The 15,973-nt window shown below is 70.2% G+C and carries 13 protein-coding genes and 3 pseudogenes; 8 read left to right on the top strand and 8 right to left on the bottom strand.

The window, feature by feature from the left end; translation table 11 throughout:
- Nucleotides 1–52: 52 nt before the first annotated feature.
- Nucleotides 53–241: pseudogene (locus ACZ7M3_RS35685) on the top strand (pectate lyase family protein); the annotation flags it as partial.
- A 36-nt stretch (nucleotides 242–277) separates the two neighbouring features.
- Nucleotides 278–1,084 (top strand): pectate lyase, encoded by an 807-nt coding sequence (locus tag ACZ7M3_RS35680; RefSeq protein WP_472068883.1) that lies wholly within the window; start codon nucleotides 278–280, stop codon nucleotides 1,082–1,084.
- Between the two features lie 62 nt (nucleotides 1,085–1,146).
- Here the strand turns inward: ACZ7M3_RS35680 and ACZ7M3_RS35675 are convergent, their stop codons facing one another.
- Both ACZ7M3_RS35675 and ACZ7M3_RS35670 read right to left on the bottom strand, forming a co-directional pair.
- Nucleotides 1,147–1,575 (bottom strand): Zn-ribbon domain-containing OB-fold protein, encoded by a 429-nt coding sequence (locus ACZ7M3_RS35675; protein ID WP_472069137.1) that lies wholly within the window; start codon nucleotides 1,573–1,575, stop codon nucleotides 1,147–1,149.
- 132 nt (nucleotides 1,576–1,707) lie between these two features.
- Nucleotides 1,708–2,382 (bottom strand): TetR family transcriptional regulator, encoded by a 675-nt coding sequence (locus tag ACZ7M3_RS35670; RefSeq protein WP_472069135.1) that lies wholly within the window; start codon nucleotides 2,380–2,382, stop codon nucleotides 1,708–1,710.
- Nucleotides 2,383–2,853: 471 nt separating this feature from the next.
- Here ACZ7M3_RS35670 and ACZ7M3_RS35665 point away from each other — a divergent pair, with 471 nt between their 5' ends.
- On the top strand, nucleotides 2,854–3,795 hold the full coding sequence (locus ACZ7M3_RS35665; protein WP_472068881.1) for an LAETG motif-containing sortase-dependent surface protein: 942 nt from the start codon (nucleotides 2,854–2,856) through the stop codon (nucleotides 3,793–3,795).
- A 139-nt stretch (nucleotides 3,796–3,934) separates the two neighbouring features.
- Nucleotides 3,935–4,518 (top strand): annotated as a pseudogene (locus ACZ7M3_RS35660) (enolase C-terminal domain-like protein); the annotation flags it as partial.
- 10 nt (nucleotides 4,519–4,528) lie between these two features.
- Here the strand turns inward: ACZ7M3_RS35660 and ACZ7M3_RS35655 are convergent.
- Nucleotides 4,529–5,266, bottom strand: coding sequence for an SDR family oxidoreductase (locus ACZ7M3_RS35655; RefSeq protein WP_472068879.1), 738 nt, complete (start codon nucleotides 5,264–5,266; stop codon nucleotides 4,529–4,531).
- A gap of 93 nt (nucleotides 5,267–5,359) precedes the next feature.
- Here ACZ7M3_RS35655 and ACZ7M3_RS35650 point away from each other — a divergent pair, with 93 nt between their 5' ends.
- Nucleotides 5,360–6,199 carry a LysR family transcriptional regulator gene (locus ACZ7M3_RS35650; RefSeq protein WP_472068877.1) on the top strand — a complete coding sequence of 280 codons (840 nt, stop codon included), beginning with the start codon at nucleotides 5,360–5,362 and terminating at the stop codon, nucleotides 6,197–6,199.
- A 55-nt stretch (nucleotides 6,200–6,254) separates the two neighbouring features.
- Here the strand turns inward: ACZ7M3_RS35650 and ACZ7M3_RS35645 are convergent, their stop codons facing one another.
- The 3 genes from ACZ7M3_RS35645 to ACZ7M3_RS35635 form a co-directional block, all read right to left on the bottom strand.
- Complete coding sequence (locus ACZ7M3_RS35645; protein ID WP_472068875.1) at nucleotides 6,255–6,824, bottom strand: GNAT family N-acetyltransferase; 570 nt, start codon at nucleotides 6,822–6,824, stop codon at nucleotides 6,255–6,257.
- Between the two features lie 72 nt (nucleotides 6,825–6,896).
- A complete protein-coding gene (locus ACZ7M3_RS35640; protein ID WP_472068873.1) occupies nucleotides 6,897–7,442 on the bottom strand; it encodes a phospholipase D-like domain-containing protein in 546 nt (181 codons plus the stop codon).
- A gap of 53 nt (nucleotides 7,443–7,495) precedes the next feature.
- Nucleotides 7,496–7,888, bottom strand: coding sequence for a phospholipase D-like domain-containing protein (locus ACZ7M3_RS35635; RefSeq protein ID WP_472068871.1), 393 nt, complete (start codon nucleotides 7,886–7,888; stop codon nucleotides 7,496–7,498).
- Between the two features lie 394 nt (nucleotides 7,889–8,282).
- Here ACZ7M3_RS35635 and ACZ7M3_RS35630 point away from each other — a divergent pair, with 394 nt between their 5' ends.
- The 3 genes from ACZ7M3_RS35630 to ACZ7M3_RS35620 are packed head-to-tail and all read left to right on the top strand — an operon-like array spanning nucleotide 8,283 to nucleotide 13,509.
- Nucleotides 8,283–9,125, top strand: a complete 843-nt coding sequence (locus ACZ7M3_RS35630; protein WP_472068869.1) for a hypothetical protein — start codon at nucleotides 8,283–8,285, stop codon at nucleotides 9,123–9,125.
- The gene (locus tag ACZ7M3_RS35625) at nucleotides 9,122–11,329 is read left to right on the top strand and encodes a protein kinase domain-containing protein (protein ID WP_472068867.1); all 2,208 of its coding nucleotides are present in this window, start codon (nucleotides 9,122–9,124) and stop codon (nucleotides 11,327–11,329) included. Before ACZ7M3_RS35630 ends, ACZ7M3_RS35625 begins: the two co-directional genes overlap by 4 nt.
- Before the next feature lie 35 nt (nucleotides 11,330–11,364).
- Nucleotides 11,365–13,509, top strand: a complete 2,145-nt coding sequence (locus tag ACZ7M3_RS35620; RefSeq protein ID WP_472069133.1) for a bifunctional serine/threonine-protein kinase/ABC transporter substrate-binding protein — start codon at nucleotides 11,365–11,367, stop codon at nucleotides 13,507–13,509.
- Nucleotides 13,510–13,557: 48 nt separating this feature from the next.
- On the opposite strand, the pseudogene ACZ7M3_RS35615 reads toward ACZ7M3_RS35620, so the two are convergent.
- Together ACZ7M3_RS35615 and ACZ7M3_RS35610 are read right to left on the bottom strand one after the other, a co-directional pair.
- Nucleotides 13,558–14,696 (bottom strand): annotated as a pseudogene (locus ACZ7M3_RS35615) (MFS transporter).
- A gap of 199 nt (nucleotides 14,697–14,895) precedes the next feature.
- Nucleotides 14,896–15,828 carry an NAD(P)-dependent oxidoreductase gene (locus ACZ7M3_RS35610; protein WP_472068865.1) on the bottom strand — a complete coding sequence of 311 codons (933 nt, stop codon included), beginning with the start codon at nucleotides 15,826–15,828 and terminating at the stop codon, nucleotides 14,896–14,898.
- Between the last annotated feature and the right edge of the window lie 145 nt (nucleotides 15,829–15,973).

Here is a 15,973-nt window from a genome sequence, read left to right as displayed (position 1 = left end):
CCGTCACCGGCGACACCGCCAAGGTGGTGCTACGACGGTCTGCTCGACGGGCGCCGTCACGGCCAACCGTGACAGCGACATCGACGGATACGCCAACCTGCGCGGCGACGACCTCGGGGGAGCCGCCACCGAGATCTCGCAGGTGGTTACCTTCACCACCACGCCCTACAACTACACCGCCGAGCCCGCCTCGAGTGTCGTCGCCTCGGTGGCGTCCGGCATGGGCGCCGGCAAGCTCTGACCGCCCCCACGTTCGTTCAGAAGGAGGAATCGGGACATGACCTCATCAGCACGCCCGCGCGCCCGACGGCGCGCCCTCACCGGCTCCCTGGCCGCAGTCGGCCTGTCGGCTGTCATGATCATGGCAGAGGGTGGCCTGTCTCCGGCGAGTGCCGCCACCTGGCCCACCGCGAACGGCAGTCAGGCCGTCTCCGCCACCCTCTCGGTCTCCGGTACCAAGGACTACGGGATGAAGCGGCTCTACGGCACCGGTGACCTGGGCTCCGGCAGTCAGGACGAGGATCAGGGACCGATCCTGGAGCTGGCCGCCGGCACCGTTCTGAAGAACGTCATCATCGGCGCCCCCGCCGCGGACGGCATCCACTGCCTGGGCAGCTGCACGCTGCAGAACGTCTGGTGGGAGGACGTCGGCGAGGACGCGGCGACGTTCCTGGGCTCCTCGTCGTCCAACGTCTACACCGTCTCGGGCGGCGGCGCGAAGGAAGCCAGCGACAAGGTGTTCCAGTTCAACGGCGCCGGAACGCTGAACGTCTCGAACTTCGCGGTACAGACCTTCGGTACGTTCGTCCGCTCGTGCGGCAACTGCAAGACGCAGTACAAGCGGGCGATCAACCTCAACGGGATCGAGGCCACCTACAAGGGAAGCAAGCTCGTCGGCATCAACACCAACTACGGCGACAGCGCGACCCTCAAGGCCATCAAGATCGTCGGGGACTCCAGCAAGAAGATCATCCCCTGCCAGAAGTACATCGGCAACAACACGGGGGCCGAGCCGAGCACGAACGGGACCGGCCCCGACAGCACCTACTGCAAGTACGCGACGTCCGACATCACGTACGGCTGAGGGTTCTCTCGCCGTGACTGGACGAACTGGCGGCGCACACCGGTTCGTTCAGCCACCCCATGTCAACTCCAGCCGCGATAGGGACCGTCGATGAGCTGGAACACCGGCTGACTGCGCACCGGGTCCTGAGCGGTGGAGAGTTGGACCCGGTCACCGCTGTGGACGTCGGCGGGCGCGCCCATCACCCGGCCGCGCACGGTGAATCCCTCCGCCATCTCGATGAGGGAGACGTTCCGAGCCGCCGGGGTATTGCGGTGGACGATGGTGGAGTGGCGCACGACGCCGGCTCCCGCGCTCGTCTCCGTCCGCAGGTCGCTGCCCGCGCAGACCGGGCAGAGCAGGCGGTGGTACATCGCCGTCCCGCACCAGCGGCACCGCTGGAAGAGGAGAGCGTCCGAGCTCGACGTCGCGTTCGGCGCGGAGTCGCTGCCGAGTATGTCCGTCGCGGGTCCGACGCCCGGATGAAGGGCGATTCCTGAGGGGTACACGATGTCATCTCCCTGCACTGGGCCGGAGTCTGAGGTGCCCGGAACGCCGCGCACGAGCCACAGGGTATGGCACTGAGTGCCACTCGTAAAGGCACTCGGTACCCTCATCTGAGGAAGTGGGTGCGATTCGGCTTCTCACTCCCTGCCGAGCGCGGACTCGATCTCCCGTACGACGCGCCACATCGGTGCCCCGCGCCGGGAGATCACGACGACTACGTCCTCCTGCTCCGCGGTCGGCGCGTCACCGGCTCCGGGGGAGCTGCCGAACGAGGTCTGTACGTATCCCAGCGCGTGGTCCACGGCAGTGTCGGGATCGCTCTGCCCGTCCGAACGCAGCCAGGAGCGCAGGGCGTTGTTGTGCGCGGCTACCACCGCCGCGGCGATGACGTCGGCCTGCAGCGTGCCGTCGGGCCGGCCGGCGAAGCGGCCGCGCAGATACTCCGCGAGCGCGCGCTCGTAGCGCCAGACGACCGACAGCTCGTACGTGCGCAGGCCGGGGACCTCCTTGGTGAGGCGGTAGCGCTGCACGGAGAAGGTCGGGTTCTCGGCGTACATGCGCAGCACCAGCCGGGCGGCGTCGCACACCCTGCGTACCGGCTCCTCCTCGCCGGTGCCGGCGCCCAGGAACGCCGTCATGTCGGTCAGGCAGCGTTCGTGGTCCGGGAAGACCACGCCCTCCTTGGAGGGGAAGTAGCGGAAGAAGGACCGCCGGCCGACACCGGCGAGCGTGACGATGTCGTCGACCGTGGTCTGCTCGTACCCGCGCTCCAGGAACAGCTGGAAGGCCGCCGCGACCAGCGCGTCCCGCATGGGCGGCTTCGCCGTCGTCGTGTCGGTGGTGTCCCCGCCACGGGGTTCCTCGCTCATGGACGGAACCTAGCATCGCGCGGAAAGTGTGGCACTCAGTGCACATGATCGAGGGAACTGAGTGCCCCCGGTGAAGGTGCTGGTCGATCGCGTGCCCGTCGGTGTCGGTGTCGGTGTCGGTGTCGGCGTCGGTGTTGGCGCTCGGCCTGACGCGGGCGATCGCGACCGGCCGCCGTCGAGCCGCCGCGGATTCACTGATTCCCCATGTGTCGGAAATGTGGCAGCGCGTGAACTCATTGTGTTTTCAAGGAGGTTGACAGCCCCTGCACAGTGATCGACTATGTGCTCGAGCTGTGGCCCATGTGACCAGTGGGCCCAGTGTTTCTTCGACCACTCATCCCCGGTGCGGCCCCGGCTGCTTTGTGCTGCCCTGCCGCCGACGACCGGGTCTTGGATCATCAAGATGGGATCTGCATGTCCATAGCGAGACGTGTCACCCTTCGCTGCCTGCTGGGGACGGGCGCGGCGGCCCTCGTCCTCTCCGCGGCCACCACCAGCGCCTGGGCCACGGGTACCCCCGGCGGAGACGGCTGGGACAGCGGCAACAGCGCCTACAAGCCCGGCCAGGGCGCCGGCACGGTGACCGCGGCGGATCGCTGCGAGTTCTCCCTGGACGGGACGAACTTCTACGACTGGGTCCGCGTCGACGACCAGAACCTGAAGCCCACCGACGACGGCAAGGTGCACATCAAGGTGCGCGCGGCGGGCGACGCCGGGTCCTGCACCGCTTCCCTCGCGGCCTACCGCACTCACGGGGCCACCTTCAAGACCTCCGGTGAGCAGGTCTTCCACGACTTCGACAGCGTCAAGGTCAAGCCGGGCCAGACCGACTCCCTCGACATCGCGGTGCCCGACGCCGGCTGCTACGCGCAGATCGACCTCTACCGCGGCGCCGTGAAGTTCGACGGCAAGTTCGACGCCAACGACGGCTTCGAGCACGGTGACCTGCCCAAGGGGCCGGACCGCGCGGTCATCAAGGACAAGCTGATCATGGCGTGGAACGGCGGCAAGAAGGACTGCACGGCGCAGCCGCCGAGCACGCCCGAGACCACGCCTCCGGCCTCGACTCCGCCGACCGCCACGCCGCCCGCGGAGACCCCCGGCAGCCCGACCCCGACGACGCCCGACGAGCCGTCGACCCCGGAGACGACGCCGGCCTCCCCGTCGGCCTCCGGCTCGACCACGCCGCCGGCTCCCTCGCCGAACGGCGGCCAGTCGACGCCGCCCGGCGACCTCGCGGAGACGGGCGGTGGCAACACTCTGCCGATCGCCGCCGGCGCCGCGGCCCTGCTCGTGGCCGGTGGAGCGATCACCGTCGTCACCCGGCGTCGACGCTCGACGCGCACCAGCTCGTGACGTCTGTCATCTGCCATCTGTCGTCTGACATCTGAAGTCATCGGATCGCGACGACTCTTCGACGGGCCCCGGCACTCACCGGGTACGTGAGCACCGGGGCCCGTTGCGTGATTCAGATTGATGAAGCGAGCTCACGTTCATCGTCACACCGATCGCCTTCAGTGATCCGCCGCTCCTCTCCGTGGGCCTGGGCGAGACCCCCGGCGGCGACGACCGGCTCGAACGGCTGCTGGCCGCCGTGCCCGGCTCCCACGAGCGTGGCTGGATCGCCTCCGCCGTGGAGGTGGCCTGCCTCGACGCGCAGGGCAGGCTCACCGGACGCCCCGTCAGCGATCTGCTGGGTGGCAGGGTCCGCGACTCCGTGCCCTTCGCCGCGTACCTCTTCTACAGTCGAGTACCTGGAGGACCCCACGCCCACCATCGCCGGTATGGCCGAGGTCGCCGAGACCTCACCCATGCCGTTGGCCACCAACATGTGCGTGATCGCCTGGGAACACCTGCGCCCGGCCGTGGAACAGAACGCGATCCAGGTCCTCCTCGCCGACCACCACTACTGGGGCGGGCTGCGCCGCACCCGTGAACTGGCGGCCGTCTGCGAGGCGTTCGGCATCGGACTCTCGATGCGCTCCCACTCCCACCTCGGCATCAGCCTCGCCGCGACGACCCACGTGGCCGCGACCCTCCCTCGACCACTCCTGCGACACCCACTACCCGTGGACAACCCATCAGAAGATCACCACGGTACGACTCCCATGTCGTCGAACAGCCGGCCGGTAGGGCCGTCGTCGGGCAGAGTCGCCAACCGGATGGCGATCACCGCGCCCTGCTCGGCGGTCTGGGTGCCGCTGAACCCGTTGAGGTCGGTGGCCACGTAGCCGGGGCAGGCGTTGTTGATCAAGATGTTGGTGTCGCTCAACTCCTTGGCGTACTGGATGGTGACGGCGTTGAGGTAGGTCTTCGTCGGCGCGTACGCCCCGCTGATCCCTCCGAGGTCGACACCGGGCGTGGTCTGCAGGGCCAGCGAGCCGACATGGCTGGACTGGTTGACGATCCGCGGGTGCGCCGAGTGGCGCAGCAACGGCAGCATCGCGTTGGTGACCCGGATGACGCCGATGACGTTGGTCTCCACCAGCCGCCGCACGGTCTCGAGGTCGATGGTTGTGGGCTCGTCCGGCCAACTTCCCGCAACCCCGGCGTTGTTGACCAGCACGTCAAGGCGTCCCGCGCGCTCCTCGATCAGCTGCGCCGCGGCGGTCACGCTCTCGTCGTCGGTCACGTCCAGGGGAACGCCGAACGCGTCGGCACCCGCCGCGCGCAGTTTCGCCACGGCGTCCTTCCTGCGCTGCTCGTCCCGGGCGCCGACGCCGACGCTCCAGCCCAATGCGCCCAGCCCGGCCGCGATCTCGTACCCGATTCCCTTGTTCGCGCCGGTGACCAGCGCGATGGTCTTCTCACTCATGACAGCGAGCATGGCTGCGCTTCGACCTGGCACCAACACCATCTCGGTCATGCACCGATACCCGAGCGACATCGATCGACCGTGCGCCGGAGTTACTGTGAACGGATGGAGATACGCGAGTTGCGGTACTTCGTCGCCATCGCCGAGGAACTGCACTTCGGGAAGGCCGCCCGGCGTCTGGAGATAGCCCAACCGCCCCTGTCCCGCACGATCTCCCGGCTCGAACGACAGCTCGGGGTCACGCTGCTGGAGCGCACCAGCCGCAAGGTCACGCTCACCGAGGCCGGGGCCGTGCTGCTGTCCGAGGGGCGTGCGATCCTCGGCGCGGTGGCCGCGGCTGAGCGGCGTACCCAGCAGGCTGCGCAAAGGCGTCCCCGCCTCGTCCTCGCCGTCAAGTCCGGCACCGCCGGGGAGTTGTTGGCCAAACTGCTCGACGCCTACCGCACGGAGCCTGGTGCGGCCACCGTCGATCTGCTGCTCTGTGAGGCGCATCAGCATCAGAAACTGCTGCAGGACGGGCAGGCCGACGTGGCTCTGCTGCACCTGCCCTTCGATTCGACGGTGGGACTCGACACCGAAACCCTCTACACCGAGGGCCAAGTGGCGATCCTGCCCAGCTCGCACGCACTGTCCGGCCGCTCTCGGATCCGGATGGCCGAGGTCACCGCACTGCCGGAACTCCCGATGGCACGCTGGCCCGGTCCTGATGGCAGCTACCCGGAGGGATCAGGGGCGGAGGTACGGAACCTGACACAGCTCTTCCAGCTGATCGCACTCGGCCGTACCACCGTGATCATGCCCGAGTCCGCCGGCACCGACCTGCGCCGGGATCTCGCCGCCGTGCCGGTCCTGGATGCTCCGCCCGTGACCACGGTGATCGCCTGGCCGCCGCAGAGCCGACTTCGCGCGGTCGCCGACCTGATCCGGGTGGCGACACGTCTTTGACCGGCTGTTCTCCCCATGGGGGAGCGTCAGCAGCAGGTGGTGGGGCCCGGCTGGGTCAGCGGTCGCGCTCCCGTACGTGCAGGTGACCGGCGAGGGGGTGGGCGGGCGGCGCCGCGGGCAGGGTCGTGATCAGTTCGTACCCGCTCTTCTGCGCGACGCGGCATGACGCTGTGTTGTCCACTTGATGCAAGAGTTCAAGGTGCTTCGGTGCGTCATCGGGGAAGGCGGTGAAGGCCCAGTGCGTCAGCGCCCGCAGCGCTCGGGGTGCCACTCCCCGGCCGCGCGCATGCGCCGCGGTCCAGTAGCCGACCTCGGCGGACGAAGCGCCCGGGGTGACGTTCTTGAGGATCACGTGACCCGCCAACTGTCCCTCAAGGCCCACGGCTTGGGCTTCCATGATGGCAAATCCGAAGCGGTCTCCCGTCCCCCATCCTCGTTGCTGGACCTGAATCCACCGTGCCGCGCTCGCCTCGTCGTGCACGGCCGAGTTCGTCCATCGGCGCAGGACGTCATCCTGATACAGCTCAACCAGATCGGCAGCGTCTGCCGGGCTCCAGGGGCGCAGTATGAGAGCGGGGGCTGACGGGGTGGCGTCTGCCTCCAGCCGTACATCGATCCTGTCCATCGGTCGAGAATACGCGGCCCTGCTGGTCGCAGTACGCGACGTGTGCTGTGACCAGCGCTCTCCCGGTGGGTTCTAGGCGGTGGTGCCGCCCGAGTAGTCGCTGCTGAAGATGGCCTCGATGGTGGTGGCAACGGGTTGGGCCACGCCGGTGCCCGTGAGGATGATGCCCAGTTCCCGGTTGTTGCTCAGCGAGTTGCTGCTGATGTTCATGGAACCCGCTTCCACCTTCTGGGTGGACAGGCCGTAGTCGGCGACCATCGCCTTGGCGTGGATGTAGAAGCCGTTGGGGTCGGAGTATCCGATGACGGTGCCACCGGCCGCCTTGATCGCGGACACCTCGCTGGAGTAGCTGGAGGGGCTCTCCAGGACCAGCCCTACGGCTACGCCCGCCTGCGCCCTCGCCACGATGGCGTTGACCACGGCGCTGTCGCTGAGTTCCAGTTCCTCGACGTCGAGCGTCGTGGTGGCGCCGTTGATCAGGGACAGCAGGCGGCTGCGGGAGTCGGTGGGGGACCAGAGCAGATGGTCGCCGTCGGTCGGGGTGATCGCGGTACCCGTGTAGTCCGCGTTGCAGACCTTCTCGATCGAGGCGACGTCGCGGCTGTCGTCGTCGAACACGCCGTAGTCACGGCCGGTCGGGTAGTACTGGGAGGTGAGGTTGCCGGTGAGGATCAGTGACTTGGCGCCGTCACCGTGACGGTCTCCTGGTGGGTGTAGACGAAGGTGGACGACGACCAGACCACTCCCGCGCCCGAGCTCGTCAGGGCGTTGTACGCCGACTGGTTGGCGGACTTGTGCGCGCCGTCCAGGACCACCCGTACCGTGACGCCCTTGTTCTCCAGGGCTATGAGGTCGTTGACGGCGGTGGTGTCCTCCAGCTCGTACATGGTCATGTCGAGTGAGGTGGTGGCCGAGTTGATGAAGTCGTAGATGGTCGGCTGGCTGCTGCTCTGCGAGAAGGCGAACGCGGAGTAGCTGGCTGCGTTCGCGGGGACGGCGGTGGCGAGCACGGCGGCGCCGGCGGCCAGCGTGACACCCGCACGGCCGAGGACCTTCCACAACATGCCTGGCTCCTGGTCGAGTTGACGCACACCCGGGAGTTGGTGGGCACGTGCATGACAGCACGCGCGTAGAACGGTGAGGAAGGCGAGCTCGGTGAACGCGGAGTTACCGGCCGTCCGTGCATACGGACAAAGGGGACTTCGTGCAGGTGGGGAGCGGTTCATGCGATCCTCGCGCGATCGCAAAATCTTCGTACTTGGAGCACTTGGAGCACTTGGAGCACTTGGAGCACTTGGAGCACTTGGAGTACTTGGAGTACTCGGGGTCCGAACCGGTCGGCGCCGCCGGCTGACCGAAAAGTACTCCGAATTTCAAGCGGACGGACATAGTCGTAGTCCCGTCACGGCATAGTCGATACGCTCCCCGCGGGGAACGGGTGTGCGGATGGGGGCGGCGATGGAGTATCGGAGACGGGTGCGGCTGCACTGCGGCACCTTGACCACCGGGCTGTTATCCGGGCTGTTATTGGTGGGCTGTTCGGGAGCGGGCGGTGGCGAGGCCACCGAGCCCCCCGGTTCCAAGAACGCGACCGCGAGCAGCGGCACACGCTCCAGCCCGACCACGACCCCGACCCCGAGCCCCAGCGCCACCGGCCTGGGCTTCACCCCCGATCCCGGCCGCGCGCCGAAGACCCGCGCAGAGGCCGAACGCCTGGCCCGCGCCGTCGCGGCGGCCCCCGTCAACTGGGGCCCAGGCTTCGTGAAGCGCGATCCGTACGAGAGTGACCCCGGCTTCTGGCCCGTGCTCGACGCGAACTGCGTCTGGCAGCGCGATCCACTGCCCGCGACGGTACTCGCCACCCTCACCCGCTCCAGCGAACTGCCCACGCAGGACGGCAAGGGCCCGATCCGCGTCGCCGCCGTCGTCACCGTGCACCGCACCGCGAAGGACGCCGACTGGGAGATGGCCGAGACCCTCGAAGAGGCGCTGCGCTGTCCCGACCAGCAGCTCCGCCAGGGCGAGCGGATCACCGGACTGCTCTCCCAGGGGTCGGCCTTCGGTCTGCTGGGCAACGCCACCGCCGAAGACACGCTCACCGAGGGCGGCCAGTACTACAGCGACGAACTCGGCGGCCCCTATTACTACTACTGGATGCAGAGCCGTCTCGGCCAGGTCACCGTGGCCGTCTCCGGCCGGGGTTCCAAGGGCCGGTCCGGGAAAGAGGTCGATGCCGCGCTGCAGCAGGGAGTGGGACAGATGCTGAGTCTCACCGAGGGCGAACTGGAGAGGGCGGGATGAGCGGGCGTCTGCTCCCCACCGACCCCGCCACGATCGGCGGACACCGGCTGCTGGCCCGCCTCGGCGCGGGCGGCATGGGCGTGGTCTACCTCGGCCGTACGGAAGCGGGGACCCTGGCCGCCGTCAAGGTCATCCAGGCCGAGCACGCGGACGAGCCGGACTTCCGTGCCCGGTTCCGCCGTGAGGTCGAGGCGGCCCGGCGGGTGACCAGCCCCTGGGCGGTGCCGGTCACCGGTGCCGACCCGGACGCGGCGGCGCCCTGGCTGGCCACCGCCTTCGTGCCCGGCCCCTCGCTGGAGGAGGCGGTCGCCCGCCACGGTCCGCTGCCCGTCCGGAGCGTGCGCGTGCTGGCCCGGATGCTCGCCGCCGCACTGCGCGAGGTGCACGCCGCCGGTCTGGTCCACCGCGACGTCAAGCCCGCCAACGTGCTGCTCGCCGTGGACGGCCCGCGCCTCATCGACTTCGGGATCGCCCGCGCGACCGACGAGACCGCGATCACCTCCACCGACCTGGTCGTCGGCACCCCCGGCTTCCTCTCACCCGAGCAGGCCGAGGCCCGCGGCGCGGCACTGGGCCCGGCCAGCGACATCTTCTCGCTGGGCTGCCTGCTGGCGTACGCGGCGAGCGGCCGACCACCGTTCGGCACCGGCACGGCGGACGCCCTGCTCTACCGAACGGTCCACGACGAACCCGACCTGGCCGGCATCGAAGCCGGGGAGAACGCCGAGGAAGACGAGGAAGCCGAGGAAGAGACAGCGGGCACCGAGCTGCTGACGCTGCTGCACCTGTGCCTGGCGAAGGACCCGGCGGACCGTCCGACGGCCGAGCAGATCTGCACGGTGCTGCTGGTCGAGGACGCCGTCCCCGAAGGCGGTCAGCTCGACTGGCTGCCCGAGGACCTCGTACGGGCCATCGCCGACCGCTCGTCGGAGATGTTGGCGCTCCCCGACATCGAGCCGACCGTCGCCGAAGCACCGGGGGACGCGGAGCAGGCGTCGCCCGGCCGGCGGCGGCTGCTCCTGGTCTCCGGTGCGGCGGTGCTCATGGCGGCGGGCGGAGCCGCGGCCTGGGCCGCCCTGCGCGACCAGGACAACCCTGGGGCATCGACTCCGCGGGCCGGCAGCTGGGCCATCGGAGTGCAGGCGGACCTGAGCGGGGCACAGCGGACGGCGGGACAGGCACAGGAGCGGGGCGCGCGCCTGGCGGTCGAGCAGTTCAACTCCCGTAAGAACAAGCCCTTCGAGATCACCCTGAAGACCGCCGACGACGGCGGCAGCGCCGGGCGGGCGCAGACCGCGGCCAAGAAGCTGATCCAGGACGCCGACGTGCTCGCCGTGCTCGGCCCGACCAACGACGAGACGGCCAATGCCGTTCTCGGCACCTACGACGAGGCACTGCTGCCGCTGCTGTGCGTCTCGGCCGGAGGACTACTCCTGACCTCGCAGCAGTACCGGTCCTTCGTGCACTGCCGCCCCAGCGACGCGGCCGTCGCCATCCCGATCAGCATCTATCTCAGGAAGCAGAAAGGGGTGCTGCGCCCCGGCGTGCTCCAGGACCGCACCGCGCAGACGTACTCCACGGAGTCCGCCTCGATCAACGCCACCATGCTGCGCCGGCTGGGCCGCCCCGCCTACCCCCGGGTGATCCCGGCGGGCACGAACGGCACGGACGACATCGGCCCCGTCATCGACGACATGCTGCGGGCCGGGATCGACTCCTTCGTCTACGCCGGCTACGCACAGGGCGCGGCCCTGGTGGCCCGCCGACTGGCGACGGCCGGCTTCGACGGGCCGCGCCTCACCCCGCAGGCCGTGATCGACCCGGCGTTCCTGGAACAGGCCGGGGACGCGGCCGAGGGATGGCTCCTGACCGCCTCCTTCGTCGACCCCTCCGCCGTACCGGCCGCGGCGGCCTTCACCACCGCCTTCCGCAAGCGCTACGGCGCCGCGCCCGGCTACTACGCCGCCGAGGCGTACGACACCGTCAACCTAGTCCTCCAGGAGCTGGTGAAGGCGACGAAGGGCGGACGGCCGCCGAAACGCCAGGAGTTGCTGGGCCTGCTGCGCAAGAGCCGCTACCAGGGCATCACCAAGGAGTTCTCCTTCAAGCCGGAGGACGGCACGTTCGCCGGCTGGGGCATCTTCCTGCACCAGGTCGAGGGCGGCCGGTTCCGCTTCCTCGGCGAAGCACCCTCCGAGGTGTAGCGGTGGGCGAGGTGGACTCCGAGGGGCACGCGGGAGTGCACGCGCTCAAACCGGGCGACCCGCCCGTCGTCGGCGGCCACCGGCTGCTGGGCCGGCTCGGCGCGGGCGGAATGGGCGTCGTCTACCTGGCCCGTTCGACGGGCGGCGCACTGGTCGCGCTGAAGGTCATCCGCGCCGAGTACGCGGCCGACCACGACTTCCGCACCCGGTTCCGCCGCGAGGCCGAGGCGGCGGGCGGGCTCACCGGGCGCTGGGTGGTGCCGGTCACCGCGGCGGAACCGGCGGCCCGCGAGCCCTGGCTGGCGACCGCCTTCGTACCGGGCCCGTCGCTGGCCGAGGCCGTCGCGCTGCACGGGCCGTTGCCCGACCGTACGGTGCGTGTCCTGGGCGCCCGGCTGGCCGAAGCGCTCACCGAGGTGCACGCCGCGGGCCTGGTGCACCGGGACGTCAAACCGGGCAACGTCCTGCTCGCCCTGGACGGGCCCCGGTTGATCGATTTCGGCATCGCGCGTTCCACCGGCGCCACCGCGCTCACCGCGAGCGACGTGGTGATCGGCTCGCCCGGCTACCTCTCGCCCGAACAGGCGCAGGCACGGGCCGGTGACATCGGCCCGCCTAGCGACATCTTCTCGCTCGGCTGCGTCCTCGCCTACGCCGCGACCGGCCGCCGGCCGTTCGGTACCGGCACTCCGGCCGCCGTCATCTTCCGTACGGTCCACGAGGAACCGGACCTGGACGCCGTACCGTGGGCCCTGGTCCCGCTGCTCACCGGCTGCCTCGCCAAGGACCCGCGGGCCAGGCCAACCGCGCGGGAGGTGCGAGACGCCCTGGCCGGTGAGGACGAACGGGAGGGCGACTGGCTGCCGTCCACGCTGCCCCGGCTGATCGCGGAACGCTCGGCCGCCGTCCTGGCACTGCCCGACCCCGGGCCGAGCACACTCCTACAGCCTCCGGAGCGGCCCGCCCTCTCACGGCGCCGCCTGCTGACGCTGGGCTCCGCGGCCGGAGTGGTCGTGGCCGGCGGGGGACTGGCGGCCTGGGCCGCGTCCAGGTCCGCGGCGGGCGGCGGTGCGACGGGCCAGGGACCACTGTCCCGGTACGTCGTCGGGTTGCACGGGGATCTGTCGGGAGCGGACAAGTCGATCGGCCGGGCGCAGGAGCGGGGTGCGCGGCTGGCCGTGGAGGACTTCAACTCCCGCTCCCGTGAGGGACGGACCTTCGACTTGGCGCTGAAGGTCCTCGACGACGCCGGGGAGACGAAGCGGGCCGAGGAGGTGGCCGGAAGGTTCGTCGCGGACCACGACGTGTACGCGGTCATCGGCCCGACCGGCACCGCCACGGCCGAGGCCACCGTCGCCCGCTACGAGAAGGCCCTGCTGCCCCTCGTGAGCGTCTCCTCCGCCACCGATGTGTACTCCAAGGTCTCCACCCGCGCGTTCTTCCAGCTCAGGCCCGACGAGTACGCACTGTCGACGCCCTTCATCCACTACCTCACCCACACCGCCAAGAGCCGCAGGACCGCCCTCATCGACGACCGGGCGGCAGGCCGCATCAGCTGGCAGATCGTCAAGGACCTGACCATGTTCCCGCCCTCCAACGGCACGACCACCACCCATGTCGTCCCCGCGGACAGCGAGGACTTCGGCCCGGTCGCCGCCGCCGTGCTCGCCGCCGGGGCAGAAGCCGTGGTGTACGGCGGGGTCTCGCCGCACCGGGCTGCCCGATTGGCCCGCGCGTTGGAACTGGCCCGGTTCAAGGGCGCGTGCATGGCTCCGGAACCGGTCCTGGAGACCGCGTTCCTCACGGAGGCGGGCCCGGCGGCCGAGGGCTGGGTGATCAGCGCGACCTACGTCGACCCGGCCGCGCTGCCCGCCGCGGCGCGCTTCGTGGCGGCGTACAAGAAGCGCTTCGGGGTAGGCGTCGTCGAGCGCTTCGCGCTGGAGGCGTACGACGCACTGCTCTTCATCGCCCAGGGTCTGGGCGAGCTGGGCAACGTCGAGGTCGAGCGGGGTGCCATGGTGCGCAGGCTCCGCGCGGCCACCTACAAGGGGCTCGCCAAGACCATCGCGTTCGACGCGGCGACCGACGAGTTCCACTGGGTCAACGGCCTCTTCCTCTACCGTCTGCAGAACGGCACTCCCCGCTTCCTCGGCCGCTACGACCAGGTCAAGAAGACCTGATCCGGAGCCTCTTGCCTATGCCCGGTCCCGTCCCCGGCCGGAAGCAGATCAAGCTCGTGGCGCGCACCGCGCGACGCCGTCGTGGCGCGATTGACGCCAGGCGTTCGTCGCCACCAGCGTGGCAAGGCCGGCCGCCGCCAGCCCGGTGAGCATGGCTGCTCGGTCACCGACCGCCGTGGAGGCGTGCCGCGTGCGGTCGACCGCGTCGGCGACCGCGGGAAGCAGCGCCGCTCCGATCGCGGCGCCCGGCTGCCGGCTCGTGTCGATCGCTCCGCCGACCAGGCCCTGGTCGCGGTCGGCGACACCGGCGGTGGCGGTGACCATGCTGCCGAACGCCATGCCGGCCGTGCCGCAGCCGACCAGCGTCACTTGCTGGAGGTACACGGACAGCACGAGCATCTCGCCGCCGTTCCACAGGCCGAGCAGCAGCATGAGGGCGCCGGCGTTGCGCAGCCCGTGAAGACGCAACAGCGCCGGCTGCATGAGTGGGTCGGCATGGTGGTGTTCGTTCGCTGCGAAGGCTGCCGCGGCCAGGACGGACAGCGCGAGCGGGACCAGCACGTCTGCCGAGCCGGTGCCGGTGTCGCCGCCGCGGGAGACGGCGAAGACCAGGGCGCCCACCGCCAGGGTGATGAGCAGCGCACCCGAGGTGTCCAGACGCCGCCCCGTACGCGGCGATCTCGACTCACGCAGGGTACGAGGGGCGAGCAGCAGAGCGGCAAGCCCCACCGGGACGTTCACCAGGAACACCGAGCGCCAGCTGAGGAACTCCACCAGTACGCCGCCGAGCACTTGGCCGGCCACGAAGCCGACCGACGCGGTGGCGCCGTACAGGCCCAGTGCCCTGGTCCGGCGCGGGCCTTCGGGGAAGCCCGTGGTGATGAGTGACGGTGCGGCGGGCGCGACCATCGCGGCCCCGCCCCCTGCAGCACGCGGGAGGCGATCAGCGGTACCGGGTCGCGGGCCAGTCCGCCGGCCAGTGATGCGGCGGTGAACACGGCGATCCCGGCGAGGAACAGGCGTCGGCTGCCGTAGAGGTCCCCCGCCCGGCCGCCGAGGATCAGCAGGCCGCCGAAGGCGATGGCGTAGCCCGTCACCACCCACTGCACCGTGGCGGCCGAAACGCCGAGCTCACGCTGGATCGACGACAGCGCGACGTTCACGATGCTGAAGTCCAGCACCACCATGAAGGCAGCGACCAGGATGAGCGCCAGCCCCAGCCGTCCGTGCTCGGCACTCGGGGCGGCGGCGGTGCCGGGGTGCTCCTGACCCGCCACCGTGGTGACGCTGTCAGGGGGCTGCCTCGATGCCGCGTACTGCGTGGTGGGGCCCGTGGGGCAGGCGTTCGTCCTCATCGCCGTGCGTCCCTTCGCTGCGCCGGCTCGATCAGGCCGTGATGTAGACCGCGGACAGGTCGTTGTCGGCGTGCAGGAGGGCGGTCTGCCGCCAGCGGGGCAGCAGCGCTTCCGTGAGCGCGAGTCGAGTGCCACTGGAGTGCGCGGCCTGCACCGCGAGTTCGGCGTCCTTGAGGGCGTGCTTGAGCGCGAACGCGGGGGTGAAGTTGCCGGCCAGCATGGTGGTGGCCTTTTGCACCGCGTACGGGCTTCCGAGCGGGGTCGACCGCAGCAGTTCCACGATCGAGGTGGGGTCCAAGCCCAGGTGGCCGGCGAAGGACAGGGTTTCCGCGGTCGCTTCCACGAGGTTGACGAGCCAGCTGTTCAACACCAGTTTCGCCTTGGTGCCGTCGCCGGCCGGGCCCAGCCAGAGCGTGGCCCGGCCCAGCGCGCCGAACACGGGCGCAAGGACGTCCTGTACCCGATCGGGCCCGCTGGCCAGGATGACCAGCTGTCCCTCCTGGGCCGGCCCTTGACTGCCGGAGACCGGAGCGTCCACGAACGTCACTCCCTGCCGGGCGGCCAAGACCGCGAGTCTCGCCGACCAGCTGGCTCCAACGGTGGCCATCTGTACCCAGATCAGCCCGGGGAACCGGGCCAGGAACCCGTCCGGGCCCGTCGCGGCCCGCTCGGTGGCGGGCCCGTCGGCCAGCATGCTGATGACGATTCCGGCGCCCGCGACGGCTTCGGCCGGGCTGCGCGCGACGAACACTCCATGCCGAGCGAGGTCTGTGGTGCGGCTGGTGGTCCGGTTCCACACCCGCAGCCCGAAGCCGGTGACCGGGATGGTGATGGTCAGGTTCTCCGCGCACGTCCCGGGAAGCACGCTGATGACGGCGCCGCTGCGAGCCCTCGCCAGGGCCTCACCGATCGTCCGATAGCCGTCCGGCCGCTCCCGGCCGACCGTCAACAACTGGCGTGACAAGCGTGAAGCCTCCTATGGACGACACCGAGACGCCACCGGACCGGGGTGTCTGAAGGTGCCTGGCACGGGCAGCACAATCATGCAGGGCGAGGGCAGGACCGGGCCAGGGAAGGCCAGTTGTGCCACTGTTTCACAGGAGATCGCG

The organism is Streptomyces sp. NPDC111656, from assembly GCF_055656965.1.
Note: the sequence above shows the minus strand (reverse complement) of the source record. Positions and strands in the feature narration are given on the sequence as shown.